14 protein-coding genes and 2 riboswitches are annotated in these 16758 nt (G+C 58.0%); of the genes, 12 read left to right on the top strand and 2 right to left on the bottom strand.

Going from position 1 to position 16758, the window contains the following annotated elements:
* Positions 1 to 184 precede the first annotated feature (184 nt).
* The 5 genes from ACFSOY_RS20085 to ACFSOY_RS20065 all read left to right on the top strand — a co-directional run bounded on the left by ACFSOY_RS20085 (position 185) and on the right by ACFSOY_RS20065 (position 7905).
* Positions 185 to 1201: an AAA family ATPase gene (locus ACFSOY_RS20085; protein ID WP_386049637.1), complete on the top strand. Its 1017-nt coding sequence runs from the start codon at positions 185 to 187 to the stop codon at positions 1199 to 1201.
* Position 1202: 1 nt separating this feature from the next.
* Positions 1203 to 2426, top strand: coding sequence for a DUF58 domain-containing protein (locus ACFSOY_RS20080; RefSeq protein ID WP_386049636.1), 1224 nt, complete (start codon positions 1203 to 1205; stop codon positions 2424 to 2426).
* Positions 2410 to 4602 carry a DUF4129 domain-containing transglutaminase family protein gene (locus ACFSOY_RS20075; RefSeq protein ID WP_386049635.1) on the top strand — a complete coding sequence of 731 codons (2193 nt, stop codon included), beginning with the start codon at positions 2410 to 2412 and terminating at the stop codon, positions 4600 to 4602. The genes ACFSOY_RS20080 and ACFSOY_RS20075 overlap by 17 nt, the downstream gene beginning before the upstream one ends.
* A 54-nt stretch (positions 4603 to 4656) precedes the next feature.
* Positions 4657 to 4756, top strand: a riboswitch (purine riboswitch).
* 158 nt (positions 4757 to 4914) lie between these two features.
* Entirely contained in the window at positions 4915 to 6450 is a 1536-nt protein-coding gene (guaA, locus tag ACFSOY_RS20070; protein WP_386049634.1) for a glutamine-hydrolyzing GMP synthase, read from the top strand.
* Positions 6451 to 6507: 57 nt separating this feature from the next.
* On the top strand, positions 6508 to 7905 hold the full coding sequence (locus ACFSOY_RS20065; RefSeq protein WP_386049674.1) for an NCS2 family permease: 1398 nt from the start codon (positions 6508 to 6510) through the stop codon (positions 7903 to 7905).
* A gap of 264 nt (positions 7906 to 8169) precedes the next feature.
* Here the strand turns inward: ACFSOY_RS20065 and ACFSOY_RS20060 are convergent, their stop codons facing one another.
* Both ACFSOY_RS20060 and ACFSOY_RS20055 read right to left on the bottom strand, forming a co-directional pair.
* The gene (locus tag ACFSOY_RS20060; protein WP_386049633.1) at positions 8170 to 8571 is read right to left on the bottom strand and encodes a hypothetical protein; all 402 of its coding nucleotides are present in this window, start codon (positions 8569 to 8571) and stop codon (positions 8170 to 8172) included.
* Entirely contained in the window at positions 8568 to 9005 is a 438-nt protein-coding gene (locus tag ACFSOY_RS20055; protein WP_386049632.1) for a hypothetical protein, read from the bottom strand. The genes ACFSOY_RS20060 and ACFSOY_RS20055 overlap by 4 nt, the downstream gene beginning before the upstream one ends.
* 171 nt (positions 9006 to 9176) lie before the next feature.
* A riboswitch (purine riboswitch) is annotated at positions 9177 to 9276 on the top strand.
* A 226-nt stretch (positions 9277 to 9502) separates the two neighbouring features.
* Here ACFSOY_RS20055 and purE point away from each other — a divergent pair.
* The 7 genes from purE to purF all read left to right on the top strand — a co-directional run bounded on the left by purE (position 9503) and on the right by purF (position 16758).
* Entirely contained in the window at positions 9503 to 10015 is a 513-nt protein-coding gene (gene purE, locus ACFSOY_RS20050) for a 5-(carboxyamino)imidazole ribonucleotide mutase (RefSeq protein WP_386049631.1), read from the top strand.
* A 42-nt stretch (positions 10016 to 10057) separates the two neighbouring features.
* Entirely contained in the window at positions 10058 to 11350 is a 1293-nt protein-coding gene (gene purB, locus ACFSOY_RS20045) for an adenylosuccinate lyase (protein WP_386049630.1), read from the top strand.
* A gap of 108 nt (positions 11351 to 11458) precedes the next feature.
* Positions 11459 to 12175 (top strand): phosphoribosylaminoimidazolesuccinocarboxamide synthase, encoded by a 717-nt coding sequence (gene purC / locus ACFSOY_RS20040; protein WP_386049673.1) that lies wholly within the window; start codon positions 11459 to 11461, stop codon positions 12173 to 12175.
* A complete protein-coding gene (gene purS, locus ACFSOY_RS20035; protein WP_386049629.1) occupies positions 12172 to 12420 on the top strand; it encodes a phosphoribosylformylglycinamidine synthase subunit PurS in 249 nt (82 codons plus the stop codon). The genes purC and purS overlap by 4 nt, the downstream gene beginning before the upstream one ends.
* A 3-nt stretch (positions 12421 to 12423) precedes the next feature.
* The gene (gene purQ / locus ACFSOY_RS20030) at positions 12424 to 13104 is read left to right on the top strand and encodes a phosphoribosylformylglycinamidine synthase subunit PurQ (protein WP_386049628.1); all 681 of its coding nucleotides are present in this window, start codon (positions 12424 to 12426) and stop codon (positions 13102 to 13104) included.
* On the top strand, positions 13097 to 15331 hold the full coding sequence (gene purL / locus ACFSOY_RS20025) for a phosphoribosylformylglycinamidine synthase subunit PurL (protein WP_386049627.1): 2235 nt from the start codon (positions 13097 to 13099) through the stop codon (positions 15329 to 15331). Before purQ ends, purL begins: the two co-directional genes overlap by 8 nt.
* Positions 15316 to 16758 (top strand): amidophosphoribosyltransferase, encoded by a 1443-nt coding sequence (gene purF, locus ACFSOY_RS20020; RefSeq protein WP_386049626.1) that lies wholly within the window; start codon positions 15316 to 15318, stop codon positions 16756 to 16758. Before purL ends, purF begins: the two co-directional genes overlap by 16 nt.

Raw genomic sequence — 16758 nt, 5'->3', positions numbered from 1 at the left:
TGAATTTTCATATATATTAGGAGGTAGTGCTAGACGCATCCATGATTTCGGCAGGGCAATGGAAGTTCCGATCTGTTATGCTGGAAAGGGGTCTTCTTACTGGTTACTAACAATTGGAAGGACTTTTTACCAGGCTGCGAGAAGTATAGAGGGCTGGCAATCTTTTGAAACGGGGGAGCAGAAAATGCAATATACAGATGAGAAGCAGATTGTAAACCGCGAGTTTGATAACCCGCACGATGTGCTAAGCGATGTGGTGAACAATATTGAGCAGGTGATCATCGGCAAATCGAGGGCGGTCCAGCTCTGTCTGGTCGCGATCCTCTGCGATGGGCACGTGCTGCTCGAAGACGTTCCGGGCGTGGGGAAGACGATGCTCGTCCGCTCGCTGGCCAAATCGCTCGGCTGTTCGTTTAAACGCATTCAGTTCACACCTGACTTGTTGCCTTCTGATGTGACAGGTGTTTCGATCTATAACCAGAAGACCAATGAATTCGAATTCCGCCCAGGTCCGATCATGGGCAACATCATCCTCGCCGATGAGATCAACCGGACCTCGCCGAAGACGCAGTCGGCACTGCTTGAGGCGATGGAAGAGCAGAGCGTCACCGTCGATGGGGTCACCCACAAGCTGGCCTCCCCGTTTTTGGTGATGGCGACGCAAAACCCGATCGAATATGAGGGCACGTTCCCGCTGCCCGAAGCGCAGCTCGACCGCTTTCTGATGAAGTTGAGCCTCGGCTATCCAGAGCCAGAGCATGAGGTCGATCTGCTCGGCCGCCAGCAGCTCGTGCATCCGATCGAACAGTTGGAGCAGGTCACCGACCAGTCGATCTTGCAGGCGATGCAAGAGAAGGTGCGCCAAGTCTATGTGGAGCAGTCGATCCGCGAGTACATTGTCAACATCGCGACGGAGACCCGCAAGCATCAGGCGGTCTACCTCGGCGCATCCCCCCGCGGCTCGCTCTCGCTGTTTAAGGCGGCACAGGCGATGGCCTATGTGCTCGGTCGCGACTATGTGGTTCCAGACGATGTGAAGCAGTTGGCGACTGTGACGCTCGCCCACCGTCTGATTCTGAAGCCGGAAGCGCGCCTTGGCGGCACCACCGTTGAGAAAGTGCTGCATGACATCATGCGAGCAGTCCCGGTGCCTGTCGTCCAAGCGGTCACCCCTGAGAACACCCGCGAAAGGGTGAAGTGATGTGAAGCGATTCGGACGCATCTTGCTGTGGCTGATCCTGTTGGTCGGCACATTTGCATACGGAAAGTTTCAAGGCGGATTTGTCTCCTGGTTTACGTTTTATGCGTCAGTTCTCTTGGCCGCGTATGAACTGTTGACCGCTCGTCACGCGCTGCGAAATGCGACGTCGGAGCGCGTTTTGTCCTCGCTGAAGATCAATGCCGGACAGACGTTAGAGGTGGACATCTTGGTCGAGGTCGAGGGCAAGTGGCCGCTGCCGTGGCTGGTGCTGGAGGACACGCTGCCGACCCGGCTGTTGCTGCAGAGCGGTTCGAACCGCGAGCTGCATTTTCCCGGCAGCAACCGCAAGCTGCGCCTCAGCTACTCGCTGCCGAACATGCCGCGGGGCAAATATGTCCTCGGCGATACGCGCTTGGTGACAGGCGACATCTTCGGGCTGACCAAAAAGGTGATCGTCCACAAGCGACAAGACGAAGTGACCGTCTATCCGAAGATCATTCCGATTCCTTATTGGCATACGATCAATAAATTTAATATCGGTCATACGAACGCGCAGAACCGAATGGCGGAAGACTCCTCAAACGTCATCGGCGTGCGCGATTATGCACAGGGCGATCGGCTGTCGCGCATCCACTGGCGCGCGTCTGCCCGCACAGGTTCGCTGAAGACGAAAGAGTTTGAACTGCATGTGACAAACGACATGATGTTCTTCCTCAACCGTTCGGAAGAGGCGTATCGGAGCGGTTCCAACCAGCTGTTCGAGCTGGCGGTGACCACCTGCGCCTCGCTGTTGAAACATGCGGTGAGCAAAAAATATTCGGTCGGTTTGACCTCTTACGGAAAGGACCGCCTGACGATCGCCCAGAGCCGTAGCTTTGAGCAGTACATTCGCATCATCGAGCACTTAGCGATCGTGCAGGCGGATGGCGGCGATGAGTACAACGATGCGATCTTGCGCGAGGTGAACTATCTGCAGCGCGGCTCGACGATCGTGCTGGTCACGCCGGTGCTCGACCAACCGCTGGTGCAGCTGATCGGCTTTTTAGAATATCGCAAGGTCAAGACGGAGCTTTTCTTTATCGTCGGCGGCCGCCAGTTGACCGATGTGGAGGTGGTGCACATGGGGAAACTGGAAACGCTCGGCGTCCACACCTATGTGGTGCGCGACGAGAACGAACTGGAAGAAGTGGTGAGGGGGCCGATTTCCTATGCTTCAAACAGCTAGATGGATCACGGGCAGTCCCCTGCGGGACATCGTGTTGTACGCGCTGGTCTGGATATGGCTCTCCCAGCTGCTCGTCCCGATCAGCAAGGCGACCAACTTCCAGTCGATCGGATTTATACTGATCTTTCTGCTGCTGTTGTTCACGATCGATCTGCTGCTCGGCAAGTGGATCTTGCGCTTTTTGCTGAAGCTTGCGATGTTTGTGGGCTTCATGTACTTCTATCATTACAGCGAGCTCTACTCGGTTTATAACGTGATCGATTGGGTACCCCATTGGTTCCGCGATCTGGACGCATCGTTAGGCGCGTTGCAGGCGGGCAAGTACGGTGCGGTGCTGATGGCGGGCAAGACGACGGCGACGCTCCTCGGGCTGTGGCTGCTGCAAGCGTTGATCCGCTTGAGCATGCGCGTGAGGGCATGGATGTTCGTCTTCCTGCTGCTCGGCATGATAGGGCTCGGCGTGATCGACACGTTTTATGTGCGGGAGATCGAAGGGCACCTGGTGCTGTTCCTGCTGCTCGGGCTGGTCATCCTCGCCTTTCGTCAGCTGCCAGCTGTCGAGCGCTTGGCGCGCATGCCGCGCCATCTGAAAGGGTGGCCGGGCCACTGGCTGGTCTGGACGCTGATCCTCTCGCTGATCGTCACCGGCGTCGGCCTCGTCGTTCCGAAGGCGGAAGAGCCGGCATGGCCCGATCCGGTCGCCTTCCTGAAGGGGATCAAAGACGGGGGTAAGCTAGTTCAGAAGATCGGCTACGGCAACAACGACGATCAGCTCGGCGGGCCGTTCGAGATGGACGATACGGTCGTCTTCACCGTCACGTCGACAGTCGAAGGCTACTACCGCGGGGAGACGAAAGCGACCTACACGGGGAAAGGCTGGCTGTCGGTCGCATCAGCTTCGCAGCTGACCAACCCGGCAGACATTCGTCAGCAGCAGTTCCTAGAGGACACTACGCTGGAGACGAAGCAGGTGGAGCAGACGGTCACCATCCAAGACAACATCGTTCCGCTCCTGTTCGGCCATTCGCGCGTCACCGGGGTGGCAGGCGCGAACATCAACCGAACGACTGTCAAATACTCGCCGTTCGATACCCGCTTGGAGATCGATCAGCTGGAGCCGGGGGACACTTACACCGTCTATTCGCAAGTGCCGTATCATGATGAGGTGGCGCTGCGGAACGCGCAGATTTCAACAGCTGTCAGCTCGAAAGCGGATTTCCTCAAGCCGTACTTGTCGCTTCCGTCCAATCTGCCAGCGCGGGTCAAGAATTTAGCGTGGCAGATCGCCTCTGCCTCTCCTGCGCCCTACGAGCAGGCGAAGGCGCTGGAAGACTATCTGCGGCGAACCTACCGCTATGAGACGAAGAACGTCCCGATCCCCGATGAGGATCAAGACTTTGTCGATCAGTTCCTGTTCGAATCGAAGCGCGGCTATTGTGACCACTTCTCGACCGCCTTTGTCGTGATGGCTCGCTCGATCGGGCTGCCTGCGCGCTGGGTCAAAGGGTTCACGCGCGGCGATGTCGATCTGACCTATAAGGGCGAGACGGATGAAGAGTACCTCTACGTGGTCAAAAACAAAAACGCTCACTCGTGGGCGGAAGTCTATTTTGATGGGATCGGCTGGGTAGCATTTGAGCCGACCAGCTCGTTCCAGATGCGCCCGATCTTCAAGCCGAGCGAGCAGCAACCGGTGATCACGCCGCCTGTCGACAACAAGAAGGGGGAGGAAAAAGAGCAAGAGGAAGAGACGACCAAGTCGGCCTTCTCCTTCGACCTGAACATCGACTGGAAACAGGTCGGCATCTATGCAGGGATCGCGTTCTTCCTCCTGCTGGTCATCGCCTTCTTCAACCGCCGCCGACTGCTGATCGCCTACTATTTGCGCCGTGCCTACAAGGGGGATGGCGATGTGATCACCAACGCGGTGCTGCGCCTGATGCTGATCATGGGGCGCTTCGGCTGGAAGCGGCAGACCGATATGAGCTTGCGCGAGTACGCGCTGTACCTCTCCGACAATCCAGATCTGCGCGGTCGCGAGATGATTCCGCTCGCCCGGATCTTCGAGCGAGTCCGCTATGGGAAGCGGGACGTATCGGAAGGGGAAAAATCGCAGATCCACGATCTGTGGTCGCGGATCGTGCGCAAGGTCGGCCGTTTGAAAAAACGCCGTTAACGCGAACGATAGTCGATTTCTAGTTGACGAATGTTCGTCTTTTAAGTAAAATGATGTCGAATAGAAGATTTGTCTCGTATAATGCTGGGGATATGGCCTGGCAGTCTCTACCAGTTCCCGGAAAGAACTGTCTACGAGGATTCGACATCGTGTAGTATATTGGCTGATCTGAGTCAGTGATGCACTCTGTTCTCCTCGTATGCCTTTGGGATGGATTTTCCATACTAAAGGTGATTGTGGAAAACAGGGTGCTTTTTTTCATGATGACCTATGCGTGTATCTTTACAACCTAGAGGGACGGGAGCGTAATCGATGGAGAACAAAGAGATCGTCGTCGTACTTGATTTTGGGGGTCAATACAATCAGTTGATCACCCGTCGCATCCGCGAACTGAGCGTCTATTCGGAGCTGATGCCGTTTCAGACGACAGCAGAAGAGCTGAAAAAATTGAACCTAAAAGGGATCGTCTTCTCCGGGGGGCCGAACTCTGTGTATGCGGAGGGAGCACCGAAGGTCGATCCGGCTATCTTCGACCTCGGCGTGCCGATCCTCGGCATCTGCTACGGCATGCAGCTGATGGCACACCATTTTGACGCGAAGGTGGAGCGCGCAGATGTGCGCGAGTATGGCAAATCGATGATCGAGGTGCAGAGCGACAACGTGATGTTCACCGATCAGCCGAAGTCGCAGCAAGTGTGGATGAGCCACTCGGACAAAGTGATGGGCGTGCCGGCCGGCTTCCGCGTCGACGCGACGACCACGACCTGCCCGGTGGCGGCGATGAGCGATGTGTCGCGCAACCTGTATGCGGTGCAATATCACCTTGAGGTCAACCACAGCGAGCACGGCCAGGATCAGTTGAAGCACTTCCTCTATGAGGTCTGCAAAGCGAGCGGCACTTGGACGTCCGCTTCCTTCGTCGAAGAGGCGATCGAGAAGATCAAGGGCGAAGTCGGCGATAAAAAAGTGCTCTGCGCACTGTCTGGCGGTGTGGACTCTTCGGTGGCTGCTGTGCTCGTCCACCGCGCGATCGGCGACAACCTGACCTGCATGTTTGTCGATCACGGGCTGCTTCGCAAAAACGAAGCGGAACAGGTGATGGAGATGTTCGCTGGCGAGTTCAAGATGAACGTGATCAAGATCGATGCTCGCGAGCGCTTCCTCAGCCGCCTGGCCGGTGTGAGCGATCCGGAGACCAAGCGCAAGATCATCGGTGAAGAATTTATCCGCGTCTTTGAAGAGGAATCGGCCAAGCTCGGCCACTTCGACTATTTGGCGCAGGGCACCCTCTACACCGACATCATCGAATCGGGCACGGCGACCGCTGCGACGATCAAGTCGCACCACAACGTGGGCGGCTTGCCAGAAGATATGCAGTTTGCGCTGATCGAGCCGCTGAACGCGCTGTTCAAAGACGAAGTGCGCGCTGCCGGCACAGAGCTCGGGATCAAAGAAGAGATCGTCTGGCGCCAACCGTTCCCAGGTCCTGGCCTTGCGATCCGCATCATCGGCGATGTGACGGAAGACAAGCTCAACATTTTGAAAGATGCAGATTATGTAGTTCGCGATGAGATTCGCAGATCCGGTCTCGACCGGGAGATCTGGCAGTACTTCGCGGTACTACCTGATATTCGTTCGGTCGGCGTCATGGGCGATGAGCGCACCTACGCGTATACGATCGCCATCCGCGCTGTCACTTCTAGCGACGGCATGACGGCCGACTGGGCGCGCATTCCGCACGACGCGCTGGAGCGCCTGTCGGTGCGCTTGGTCAACGAGGTGAAAGATGTGAACCGCGTGGTGTATGACATCACCTCCAAGCCGCCAGCTACGATCGAGTGGGAATAAACAGAGAGAGATAGGAAAGAGTGGAGCGAGAAGGGGAAAAGGGGGAATATCAAGATGTTGGAGCGTTTGTTTAAACTTGGCGAATTTGGCACCAACCCGCGCACTGAGATCATCGCCGGGATCACCACGTTCGTCACCATGGCGTACATCCTGTTCTTGAATCCGGTGATCTTAAAAGGGACCGGCATGTCCGAAGGGGCGGTCTTCTTCGCGACCGCCGTGGGTGCTGGTCTGGTCACCTTGATGATGGGTCTGTTTGTCAACTTCCCGGTCGGCCTTGCGCCAGGCATGGGTCTCAACGCGTATTTTGCGGTCGTCGCTGCGGCGAACGGCGGCACGATGACGTGGCAAGTGGCGCTCGGCGCCGTGTTCGTATCCGGTCTGATCTTTATTCTGCTGACGGTGACAGGCTTCCGTCAGATGTTGGTCAAAGCGTTGCCCGATTCGCTCAAGTATGCGATCACAGTCGGGATCGGTCTGTTCATCACGCTGATCGGTTTGAAGCTCGGCCAGGTGAGCTCCGTGTCCTGGGTCGGCGGCCCGTCTGCCGAGGCGATCAAAAATGGTGCTGCTAGCGTCAACCTGCTGTTCTTCGAATGGAACATCGGCCTGACCGACTTCATGGCGAACAAAGGGGCGATGCTGACCCTGATCGGTCTGCTCATCGCAGGTGTTCTGACCACGCTTCGCATTCGCGGAGCGCTGCTGATCACGATCATCCTCACCACCTTGATCGGGATTCCGCTCGGCGTCACCAATACGGAAGCGCTCAGCAACCCGACCTTCTTGCCCGATTTCTCCAATCTTTCTGTGTTCCAACTCGATTTCTCGATGCTCGGAAGCGCGATCTTCTGGGAAGTTGTCATCATCTTCGTCTTCGTAGAACTGTTTGACTCGTTTGGCACTCTGGTCGGCACGGCGAACCGCGCCGGTCTGCTCAATCGCCCTGATGGCGAAAAGCGTCTGGGCCGCGCGATGTTCGTCGATGGCTCCGGCGTTTCGATCGGCGCTCTGCTCGGCGTCACCCCGATGACCGCCTATGTTGAATCGGCGGCGGGCATCGAGTCTGGCGGCCGCACCGGTTTGACCGCTGTGACCACCGGCATCCTGTTCCTGCTCTCCGTCTTCGCGCTGGCGCCGTTCGTAGCGGTGATCCCCGACTCGGCGACCGCACCTGCGCTGATCGTGGTCGGCGTGCTGATGATGAGCTCCGTCCGCCACATCGAGTGGGACGACTTCGGCATTGCGATGCCTGCGTTCTTGACCATCGCGCTGATGCCGTTCACCTACTCGATCGCAAACGGCATCTCGATCGGGATCATCTTCTTCGTCTTCCTCAACGTGGTGCGCAACCTGTTCACCAAAGAGCAGGACAAGAAGGTCAACATCCATTGGCTGATCTGGGTGATCGCGATCCTCGCCTTGGCGCGCTACATCTTCCTCGCCGGCGAGTAGAGATCTCACAGTCGCATCGGACGCACGATCGCAGCGAGGAGTCAGGTTGCACGTACGCTCCCGTTCGACAGCTGCGGCGATGCACCGCTCCTCTGAGGTTTTGAAAAAAAGTAGCAGCCACCTGGGCGAAGTTGCTCAGGTGGCTGCTTTTTTGTTCGTCATCAAGACGCTCTTGAATTGCGATGCGGTGGTTCGGGGGAAGCTGCAAGGCATGCCGTCCCTTTTTTCGGAGCGGCGCTCGCCGCTTCACACCGGATCTCGCTGCTACACCGGAGCGATGCCATCTTCATCGCCCTGCCGCTTGGCACTGAGCAGGTCGCCGATGCTCGGCAAGCGCTCCAACAGCTTGTAGCGGACATCGTCCGGCAGCTGATAGCGGTTGTGGTCGCGATACAAGATCACCAGCCCGAGAGCTGACATCTCCTCAAGAAAAGCGTCGATCTGACAGCGCTCCTGCAAGGCCAGCCGGATCATCGCGCGGCGCTCCGTCGGCGACAGCGCGGCGATCAGCTCCTCCCAATGCGCGGGGTTGTCCCAAAACGATTCGATCTGCTGACAGAGCTCCGCCTCCGTCAAGAGCGGCATTTGTTCCGGATGGTAGAGCGTCCGATAGAGTTCGCGCAGCTGATCGAGCGACATCTGCCGCAGAGCATCGCGAAGGATCATGACACTTCCCTCCTCTGTTCCGCCTGTTGATCGGGCCGCTTGTCGGTCAAGGGAATCGCGTGGCGGCGGGCGAACTGTTCCAGGGCGGTCACCGCCTCGCGGTAATCGGAGGCGAGCAAGCGAATCATTCGGTTTTGTTCGCCGATGCGAAACTGCATGCCTTGATGTTTGACCAGACAGATCTCCGCGATGTCCGCAGGGGAGAGAACCTGTTGCCATCTCCCGCTGTCGATGCGAATCTCCGCCTCTAAAATCTCCAGATCGCGCAGGCGAAACAACATCCAAAACGTATAGCCCACATACAGCGCGACGCCCGCGAGGACAAGCGGTGCCCACTTCGGGAGCAACCATTCGATCAGCAGTGGGACGAGAGGAAACAGCAGCAAAAGAAAGATGAAGCGCTGCGTGTCGCGAAACCGGTAGATGCGCATCATGTCCAATCACTCCATACAATCGCATTCCTACTAAAGTCTATGGCTTCCTGAGAAAATCATGCCTGAAAGCGAAAACCTCACTAAAATTCGAACGATCAAAAAAAGTTCACGTCGAATGTTCGGTTTTTGATTGACGCGCCACAACCAGTTTTGGTATGCTTGCAGTAGACAAGATGGTTACTGATACTAGCTCGTATATCCTCGGGAATTGGCCCGAGAGTCTCTACCCGGCGACCGGAATCGCCGGACTACGAACGAAAGTGAATCTAGGGTTCCGCTCCGCATGAGTTGGTCCGAGCGATTCACATGTCCACTGTAGGTGGACATGACACCGAAGGGATAAAAGCCCAGGCGGGTAGGTTTCGGTCGGCAGCACGCGGTGCGACGACGAATTCTACCCACCTGGGTTTTTTGATGAAATTGTGCAAGCGCTGTGTTTGATAATGGGCAGAATAGCAAAAACTAACGCTGGTTTGGACAAATGGAGGGAATCGATCATGGCGAAAAAAGTGCTGATTTTGATGGGAAGCGACTCCGATCTGAAAGTGATGAACGAGGCGGCAAAGGCGTTGCATGCGTTGGAAGTGGAGACGGAGATTCGAGTCTCCTCGGCGCATCGCGTGCCTGACAAGACGATGAAGCTCGCGCGCGAAGCTCGCGCGAACGGCTTTGGCGCGATCATCGCAGGTGCGGGCTTGGCCGCTCACCTGCCGGGCGTGGTCGCAGCATGCACCACCCTGCCTGTGATCGGTGTTCCGATCCAAGGCGGCGCGATCCAAGGTCTTGATGCGCTGTACGCGATCGTGCAGATGCCAAAGGGCATTCCGGTCGCAACGGTCGCTGTGAACGGCGCATATAACGCCGGCCTGCTCGCCGCACAGATGCTGGCAGGCGCTGACGAGGCGCTGGCGAAGCGACTGGACGACTACCGTGGACAACTGGCTGCCGAAGTGGAAGCGAAAGATGACAAGCTGCAATCTATCGGCGTGGAAGCATATCTCAACAAGTAAATTTAGGACGAGCACCCTTGAGGGAATGAGGAGGAACCTACTGTGATCGATCGCTATACATTACCGGAGATGGGCAAGATCTGGGAACTGCACAACCGCTTTGCCAACTGGCTCGAAGTGGAAATTCTCGCTTGTGAAGCGTGGGCGGAGCTCGGCGTCATCCCGAAAGAGGACGTCAAACTGATCCGCGAGAAAGCGACCTTCACGGTCGATCGCATCTTGGAGATCGAAGAATCGACTCGTCATGACGTCGTCGCGTTCACCCGCTGCGTTTCCGAATCGCTCGGCGAAGAGTCGAAGTGGGTGCATTACGGCCTGACCTCGACAGACGTCGTCGACACGGCGCTGTCCAGCCAGATCCGTCAGGCGAACCAGATCATCCGCCGCGACATCGTCGAGTTTATCGAAGTGCTCGGCGCCAAGGCGAAAGAGCACAAGCACACGGTGATGATGGGCCGCACGCACGGCGTCCACGCGGAGCCGACCACCTTCGGTCTGAAGGTGGGCCTCTGGTTTGAAGAGATGAAGCGCAACTTGGAGCGCTTCGACAGCGCGACCGAGACGATCGAATATGGCAAGATGTCGGGCGCTGTCGGCACCTATGCGAACATCGACCCGTTCGTCGAGAAGTTCGTCTGCGAGAAGCTCGGCCTGAAAGCGTCGCCGATCTCCACCCAAACGCTGCAGCGCGACCGCCATGCGCACTACATGAGCACGCTGGCGATCATCGGCTGCACGCTCGACAAGATCGCAACTGAGATCCGCGCCCTGCAAAAGACGGAGTTCCGCGAGGCGGAAGAGCCGTTTTACAAAGGGCAAAAGGGCTCCTCGGCGATGCCGCACAAGCGCAACCCGGTCTCCTGCGAGCAGGTGTCCGGCCTCGCGCGCATCCTGCGCGGCAACTCGCTGGCCGCCTATGAAAACGTGCCGCTCTGGCATGAGCGCGACATTTCGCACTCCTCTGTCGAGCGCGTGATCATCCCGGACAGCACGATCTTGGTCAACTACATGCTGCGCAAGATGATTCGCATCATCAAAGACCTGACCGTGTTCCCGGAGAACATGCAGCGCAACATGCAGCGCACGTTCGGCCTGATCTACTCGCAGCGCGTGCTGCTCGCCCTGATCGACAAAGGCCTCACCCGCGAGAAAGCGTACGATGCGGTGCAAGCGCGCGCGATGCAATCGTGGGAAGAGCAGCGCTCCTTCCGCGAGATCGTCGAGAGCGACGAGCTGATCACGTCCAACCTGTCGAAGGAAGAGCTGGATGACTGCTTCGATTACAACTGGCATCTCAAGCACGTCGATACGATCTTCGAACGTCTCGGTCTCTAATACAACCAAAACACATCCGGGGCTTTACTGCCGGACCGCTTCTCTCCCTTGACCGCGAGGAGGCGGGGAGTGGGTCCCGGTGTTTTTTAAAAGGGAGGATCTCTCATGATTACCAAAGGCGAAATGCTCTACGAAGGCAAAGCGAAGAAAGTTTATCTTACGGACAATTCCGATCTGTACATCGTTGAATACAAAGATGATGCCACCGCGTTTAACGGGGAGAAAAAAGGCACCATCACCGGCAAAGGCCAACTGAACAATGCGATCTCCACCATCTTCATGGAGATGCTCAACGCGCAAGGCATCCCGACTCACTTCGTCGAGAAGATGAACGACAACGAGCAACTGGTGAAAAAAGTCGAAATTGTACTGCTGGAAGTGGTTGTGCGCAACATCGCGGCTGGCTCCCTCGCCAAGCGTCTGGGCCTGGCGGAAGGAACTGTCCTGCCGAAAGCTGTCGTCGAGTTCTATTATAAAGACGACGACCTGGGCGACCCGCTGATCAACGATTCGCACATCGAAGTGCTGGAACTCGCAACTCCGGAGATCGTTGCCAAGATGGCCGAGTACGGCCGCAAGATCAACGAGATCCTCGTCGACTATCTGAAAGCGCGCAAAGTGACGCTCGTCGACTTCAAGCTCGAATTTGGCATCACTCCGCAAGGCGAGCTGATTCTGGCAGATGAGATCTCGCCAGACACCTGCCGCTTCTGGGATGCGGATACGAACGAAAAGCTGGACAAAGACCGCTTCCGCCGCGATATGGGCAATGTGGAAGAAGCATATCAAGAGATGCTGCGCCGTTTGGGAGGAGTAGAAGCATGATCATCGCTCGCATTCATGTCACCTTAAAACAGTCCGTTCTTGACCCGCAAGGCACCGCCGTCACCAAATCGCTGCACGCGCTCGGCTACCAAGAGGTGAGCGATGTGCGGATCGGCAAGTTTTTGGAAGTGAAAGTGGACACGACCGACAAGGCGCAAGCGAACGAGCGCATCACCGAGATGTGCGAAAAGCTGTTGGCGAACACGGTCATCGAAACGTACGAATTTGAACTGGTGGAGGCGTAAACGATGAAGTTTGCCGTCCTGGTATTCCCGGGTTCCAACTGTGACATCGACGCGGTGAAAGCGGTGGAAGACGTGCTGGGCGAAACGGTTGAGCCAGTCTGGCATACGACCACCGACCTTTCCGAATATGACGCCATCATCGTGCCGGGTGGCTTTTCCTATGGCGACTACCTGCGCTGCGGTGCGATCGCCAACTTCTCGCCGGTGATGGAAGCGGTGAAGAAAGAGGCAGCAGCGGGCAAATTTGTCATCGGCATCTGCAACGGCTTCCAGATCCTCACCGAATCGGGTCTGCTGCCGGGCGCGCTGCGCCACAACGATCACCTGCAGTTCCGCTGTGCGATCTCGCCGCTCGTCGTGGAAAACAGCAGCACGCCGTTTACTTCCGACTATGCGCAAGGGCAAGTGATTCAGATCCCGATCGCGCACGGCGAAGGCAACTACTATGTGGATGAGGACACGCTGTCCAAGATGAAGGCGAACAACCAGATCGTCTTCCGCTATCATGAGCACAACCCGAACGGTTCGCTGGAGCGCATCGCCGGGGTCTGCAACGAAGCGGGCAACGTGCTCGGCATGATGCCGCATCCGGAGCGCGCCGTGCACGATCTGCTCGGCTCCTCCGATGGCAAAGCGTTGTTCACATCGATTCTGAAAGCATGGAGGGAGAAGCACGGTGCGTAACGAACCTACTCCGCAGCAAATTGCCGAAGAGAAAATCTATGAGACGTTCGGGTTGACCGAGGAGGAGTACGGTCGCATCGTCTCCTTGATGGGCCGTCAGCCGAACTACACCGAGACGGGCATCTACTCGGTTATGTGGTCTGAACACTGCTCCTATAAATCGTCCCGTCCTGTCTTGAAAAAGTTCCCGACTTCCGGCCCGCACGTTCTGCAAGGCCCGGGTGAAAATGCGGGGATCATCGATATCGGCGACAACCTCGCCGTCTCCTTCAAGATCGAATCGCACAACCATCCGTCCGCCATCGAGCCCTACCAAGGGGCGGCGACCGGGGTTGGCGGCATCATCCGCGACGTCTTCACGATGGGCGCGCGTCCGATCGCGCTGCTCAACTCCTTGCGCTTTGGCGAATTGCACGGGGAAGAAAATGTGCGCAACCGCTACCTCTTCTCCAACGTCGTCGCAGGCATCGCCGGCTACGGCAACTGCATCGGCATCCCGACGGTCGGCGGCGAAGTGGTGTTTGATGAGCGCTACCGCCACAACCCGCTGGTCAACGCGATGTGCGTCGGCATCATGACGCACGATGAGATCGCCAAAGGCACCGCCAAAGGCGTCGGCAACCCGGTTCTCGCCGTCGGCGCACGCACCGGACGCGATGGCATCCACGGCGCGACGTTCGCTTCGACCGAAGATCCGCACAGCAAAGAGCGCTCCGCCGTGCAGGTGGGCGACCCGTTCATGGAAAAACTGCTGCTCGAAGCCTGCTTGGAGCTGATCGCGACCGGAGCGGTCATCGGCATTCAGGACATGGGTGCGGCAGGTCTTACCTCCTCCTCGTCGGAGATGGCAGCTCGCGCAGGGTCGGGCATCGAGCTCGACATGACGAAAGTGCCGTGCCGCGAAGAGGGCATGACTCCCTACGAGATGATGCTCTCCGAGTCGCAAGAGCGGATGCTCGTCGTCATGGAAAATGGCCAAGAGCACATCGCCGAAGAGATCTTCAACAAATGGGGTCTGGAGGCGGTTGTCATCGGTCGCGTGACGGACGACAGCATGCTGCGCCTGAAGTGGGGCGAAGAGACGGTCGCCGAGATCAAAGTCAGCACGCTGGTCGACGATGCGCCAGTCTATCACCGTCCGTCTGCGCGCCCGGCCTACCTCGACACCACCTTGTCCTTCGATGTGACGAGCGTGGACGTTCCGGAACAGCTGACCGACACGCTGCACGAACTGCTGCGCACGCCGACCATCGCGTCGAAAGAGTATGTCTATCAGCAGTACGATTCGATGGTGCGCACCTCCACCGCTGTGCGCCCCGGCTCCGATGCGGCTGTCGTCACCATTCGCGGCACCAAAAAGGCGCTGGCGATGTGCACAGACGGCAACGGTCGCTACGTGTACCTCAACCCGTATACGGGCGGCGCGCACACGGTGGCAGAATCGGCGCGCAACCTCGTCTGCTCCGGTGCAAAACCGATGGCGGTCACCGACTGCCTCAACTATTCGTCGCCCGAAAAGCCGGAGATCTTCTATCAGTTTGAAGAGAGCTGTGCGGGCATCTCCGATGCGTGCCGCGAACTCGACACCCCGGTGATCTCCGGCAACGTATCGCTGTACAACCAGACCAACGATGTGGACATCTACCCGACGCCGATCATCGGCATGGTCGGTCTGATCGAAGACACGGCGCACATCACGACTCAGTCGTTCAAAGCGGCTGGCAACAAAGTCTATCTGGTCGGCCCGGCAGAAGCTGGTCAGATCGGCGGTTCCGAGTACCTGCGCGTCGTGCACGGCACGGTGGCAGGCGATGCGCCTCCGCTCGACCTGCAGGTGGAAAAAGCGGTGCAGGGCGGAACGCTGGCAGCGATTCGCGCAGGGCTGGTCGAAGCGGCGCACGATCTGGCGGAAGGCGGTCTGGCGGTCGCGCTGGCCGAGTCGGCGATCGGTGGCAACATCGGGGCGACGATCGAGATCAGCTCCGACAAACGGCTGGACGAAGTGCTGTTCGGCGAGGCGGGCTCCCGCATCCTGATCGAAGTGAAGCAAGCGGATGAAGCGGCGTTCGAAGCGCTGATGGGCGAGCATGATGTAGCCGTTCTTGCGCTGGGCATTCTCGGCGGCGACACCCTGACGATTCGCATCAACGACAGCGCGGTCGTCGAGGACAAGGTGGCGCATCTCGAAGCAACTTGGAGAGGAGCAATCCCATGTCTCATGAACTGAGTGCAGACCTGCTGGACGACGAGATGTTTGACAAATGGCATGAAGAGTGCGGCGTCTTTGCAATCTTTGGGCATGAGAACGCGGCGGAGCTGACCTGTTTTGCGCTGGTCGCTCTCCAGCATCGCGGTCAGGAGTCTGCCGGGATCGCTACGGTTGACGGAGTCAAGCTGTATCATCAAAAAGGCATGGGTCTCGTTGCGGATGCAATTCCGAACGAGGCCATGCCTCGTCTTTCCAAAGGCCATTCGGCAGTCGGCCATGTGCGCTATTCCACGACGGGCGTCTCGCAGCTGATCAACGCGCAGCCGCTCGTGTTCAACTTCCAGCGCGGCAACATGGCGCTGGCGCACAACGGCAACCTGGTCAACGCGCACCAGCTGCACTCGTTTCTCGAACATCGTGGCGCGATCTTCCAATCGACCTCCGACACCGAGGTGGTCGCCCATCTGATCGCCCGCGCCGGCAACAGCGACGTGGCGGACAACATCCGCGAAGCGCTGTCGATCGTCAAAGGCGCCTATGCGTTTTGCATCCTGACAGACGACAAGCTGTATGCGATGCGCGATGCGAACGGACTGCGCCCGATGGTGCTCGGCAAGATCGGCGACGCGTACTGCGTCGCATCCGAATCCTGCGCGTTCGACACGATCGGCGCGGAGATCGTCCGCGACATCGAGCCTGGCGAGATGCTGATCATCTCCAAAGACGGCGTGGAATCGACTCGCTTTGCTGGCAAGGCGAAGCGCGCGCTCTGCACGTTTGAGTACATCTATTTTGCCCGTCCCGACTCGGACATCGACGGCTTCAACGTGCACGCGGTGCGCAAAGATTTTGGCCGCATTCTCTACCAAGAGCATCCGGTCGAGGCGGACGTCGTCATCGGCGTGCCCGACTCGTCGATCTCGTCGGCGATCGGCTATGCGGAAGAGTCGGGCATCCCCTATGAGATCGGCCTGATCAAAAACCGCTACATCGGCCGCACGTTCATCCAGCCGAGCCAAGAGCTGCGCGCGCGCGGCGTCAAGCTCAAGCTGAACGCGGTGCGCAAGATCGTCGAGGGCAAGCGCGTCGTGATGATCGACGACTCGATCGTGCGCGGCACGACCTCCGGGCGCATCGTCAACATGCTCCGCGAGGCGGGTGCGACAGAAGTACACGTTCGCATCGCGTCACCGCCCGTCACGCACTCCTGCTTCTACGGCATCGACACCTCTGCAAGAGATGAGCTGATCGCCGCGAGAAAATCGGTCGAGGAGATCCGCGAGTACATCGGCGCAGATACGCTCGCCTTCCTGTCGGAGCCTGCGATGATGCGAGCGTTTGGCATCACCGATGGCAGCGATCACGGCCATTGCAACGCCTGCTTCACCGGGAAGTACCCGACCGAAATCTACGAAGACCTGACCAAATCGATCATGGATCGCTAG

Source organism: Tumebacillus lipolyticus (assembly GCF_042682745.1).
GTDB lineage: Bacteria > Bacillota > Bacilli > Tumebacillales > Tumebacillaceae > Tumebacillus_A > Tumebacillus_A lipolyticus.
The sequence above is the reverse complement of the archived record's forward strand: the minus strand, read 5'-3'. Positions and strand labels throughout refer to the sequence as shown.

What these genes read in the sequence shown, in the direction of transcription:
- ACFSOY_RS20075 (WP_386049635.1), top strand. Translation starts at nt 2,410, where the DNA reads ATGCTTCAAACAGCTAGATGGATCACGGGCAGTCCCCTGCGGGACATC.
- ACFSOY_RS20055 (WP_386049632.1), bottom strand. Translation starts at nt 9,005, where the DNA reads ATGATGCGCATCTACCGGTTTCGCGACACGCAGCGCTTCATCTTTCTT.
- ACFSOY_RS20060 (WP_386049633.1), bottom strand. Translation starts at nt 8,571, where the DNA reads ATGATCCTTCGCGATGCTCTGCGGCAGATGTCGCTCGATCAGCTGCGC.
- purS (WP_386049629.1), top strand. Translation starts at nt 12,172, where the DNA reads ATGATCATCGCTCGCATTCATGTCACCTTAAAACAGTCCGTTCTTGAC.
- purE (WP_386049631.1), top strand. Translation starts at nt 9,503, where the DNA reads ATGGCGAAAAAAGTGCTGATTTTGATGGGAAGCGACTCCGATCTGAAA.
- purF (WP_386049626.1), top strand. Translation starts at nt 15,316, where the DNA reads ATGTCTCATGAACTGAGTGCAGACCTGCTGGACGACGAGATGTTTGAC.
- purQ (WP_386049628.1), top strand. Translation starts at nt 12,424, where the DNA reads ATGAAGTTTGCCGTCCTGGTATTCCCGGGTTCCAACTGTGACATCGAC.
- ACFSOY_RS20085 (WP_386049637.1), top strand. Translation starts at nt 185, where the DNA reads ATGCAATATACAGATGAGAAGCAGATTGTAAACCGCGAGTTTGATAAC.
- guaA (WP_386049634.1), top strand. Translation starts at nt 4,915, where the DNA reads ATGGAGAACAAAGAGATCGTCGTCGTACTTGATTTTGGGGGTCAATAC.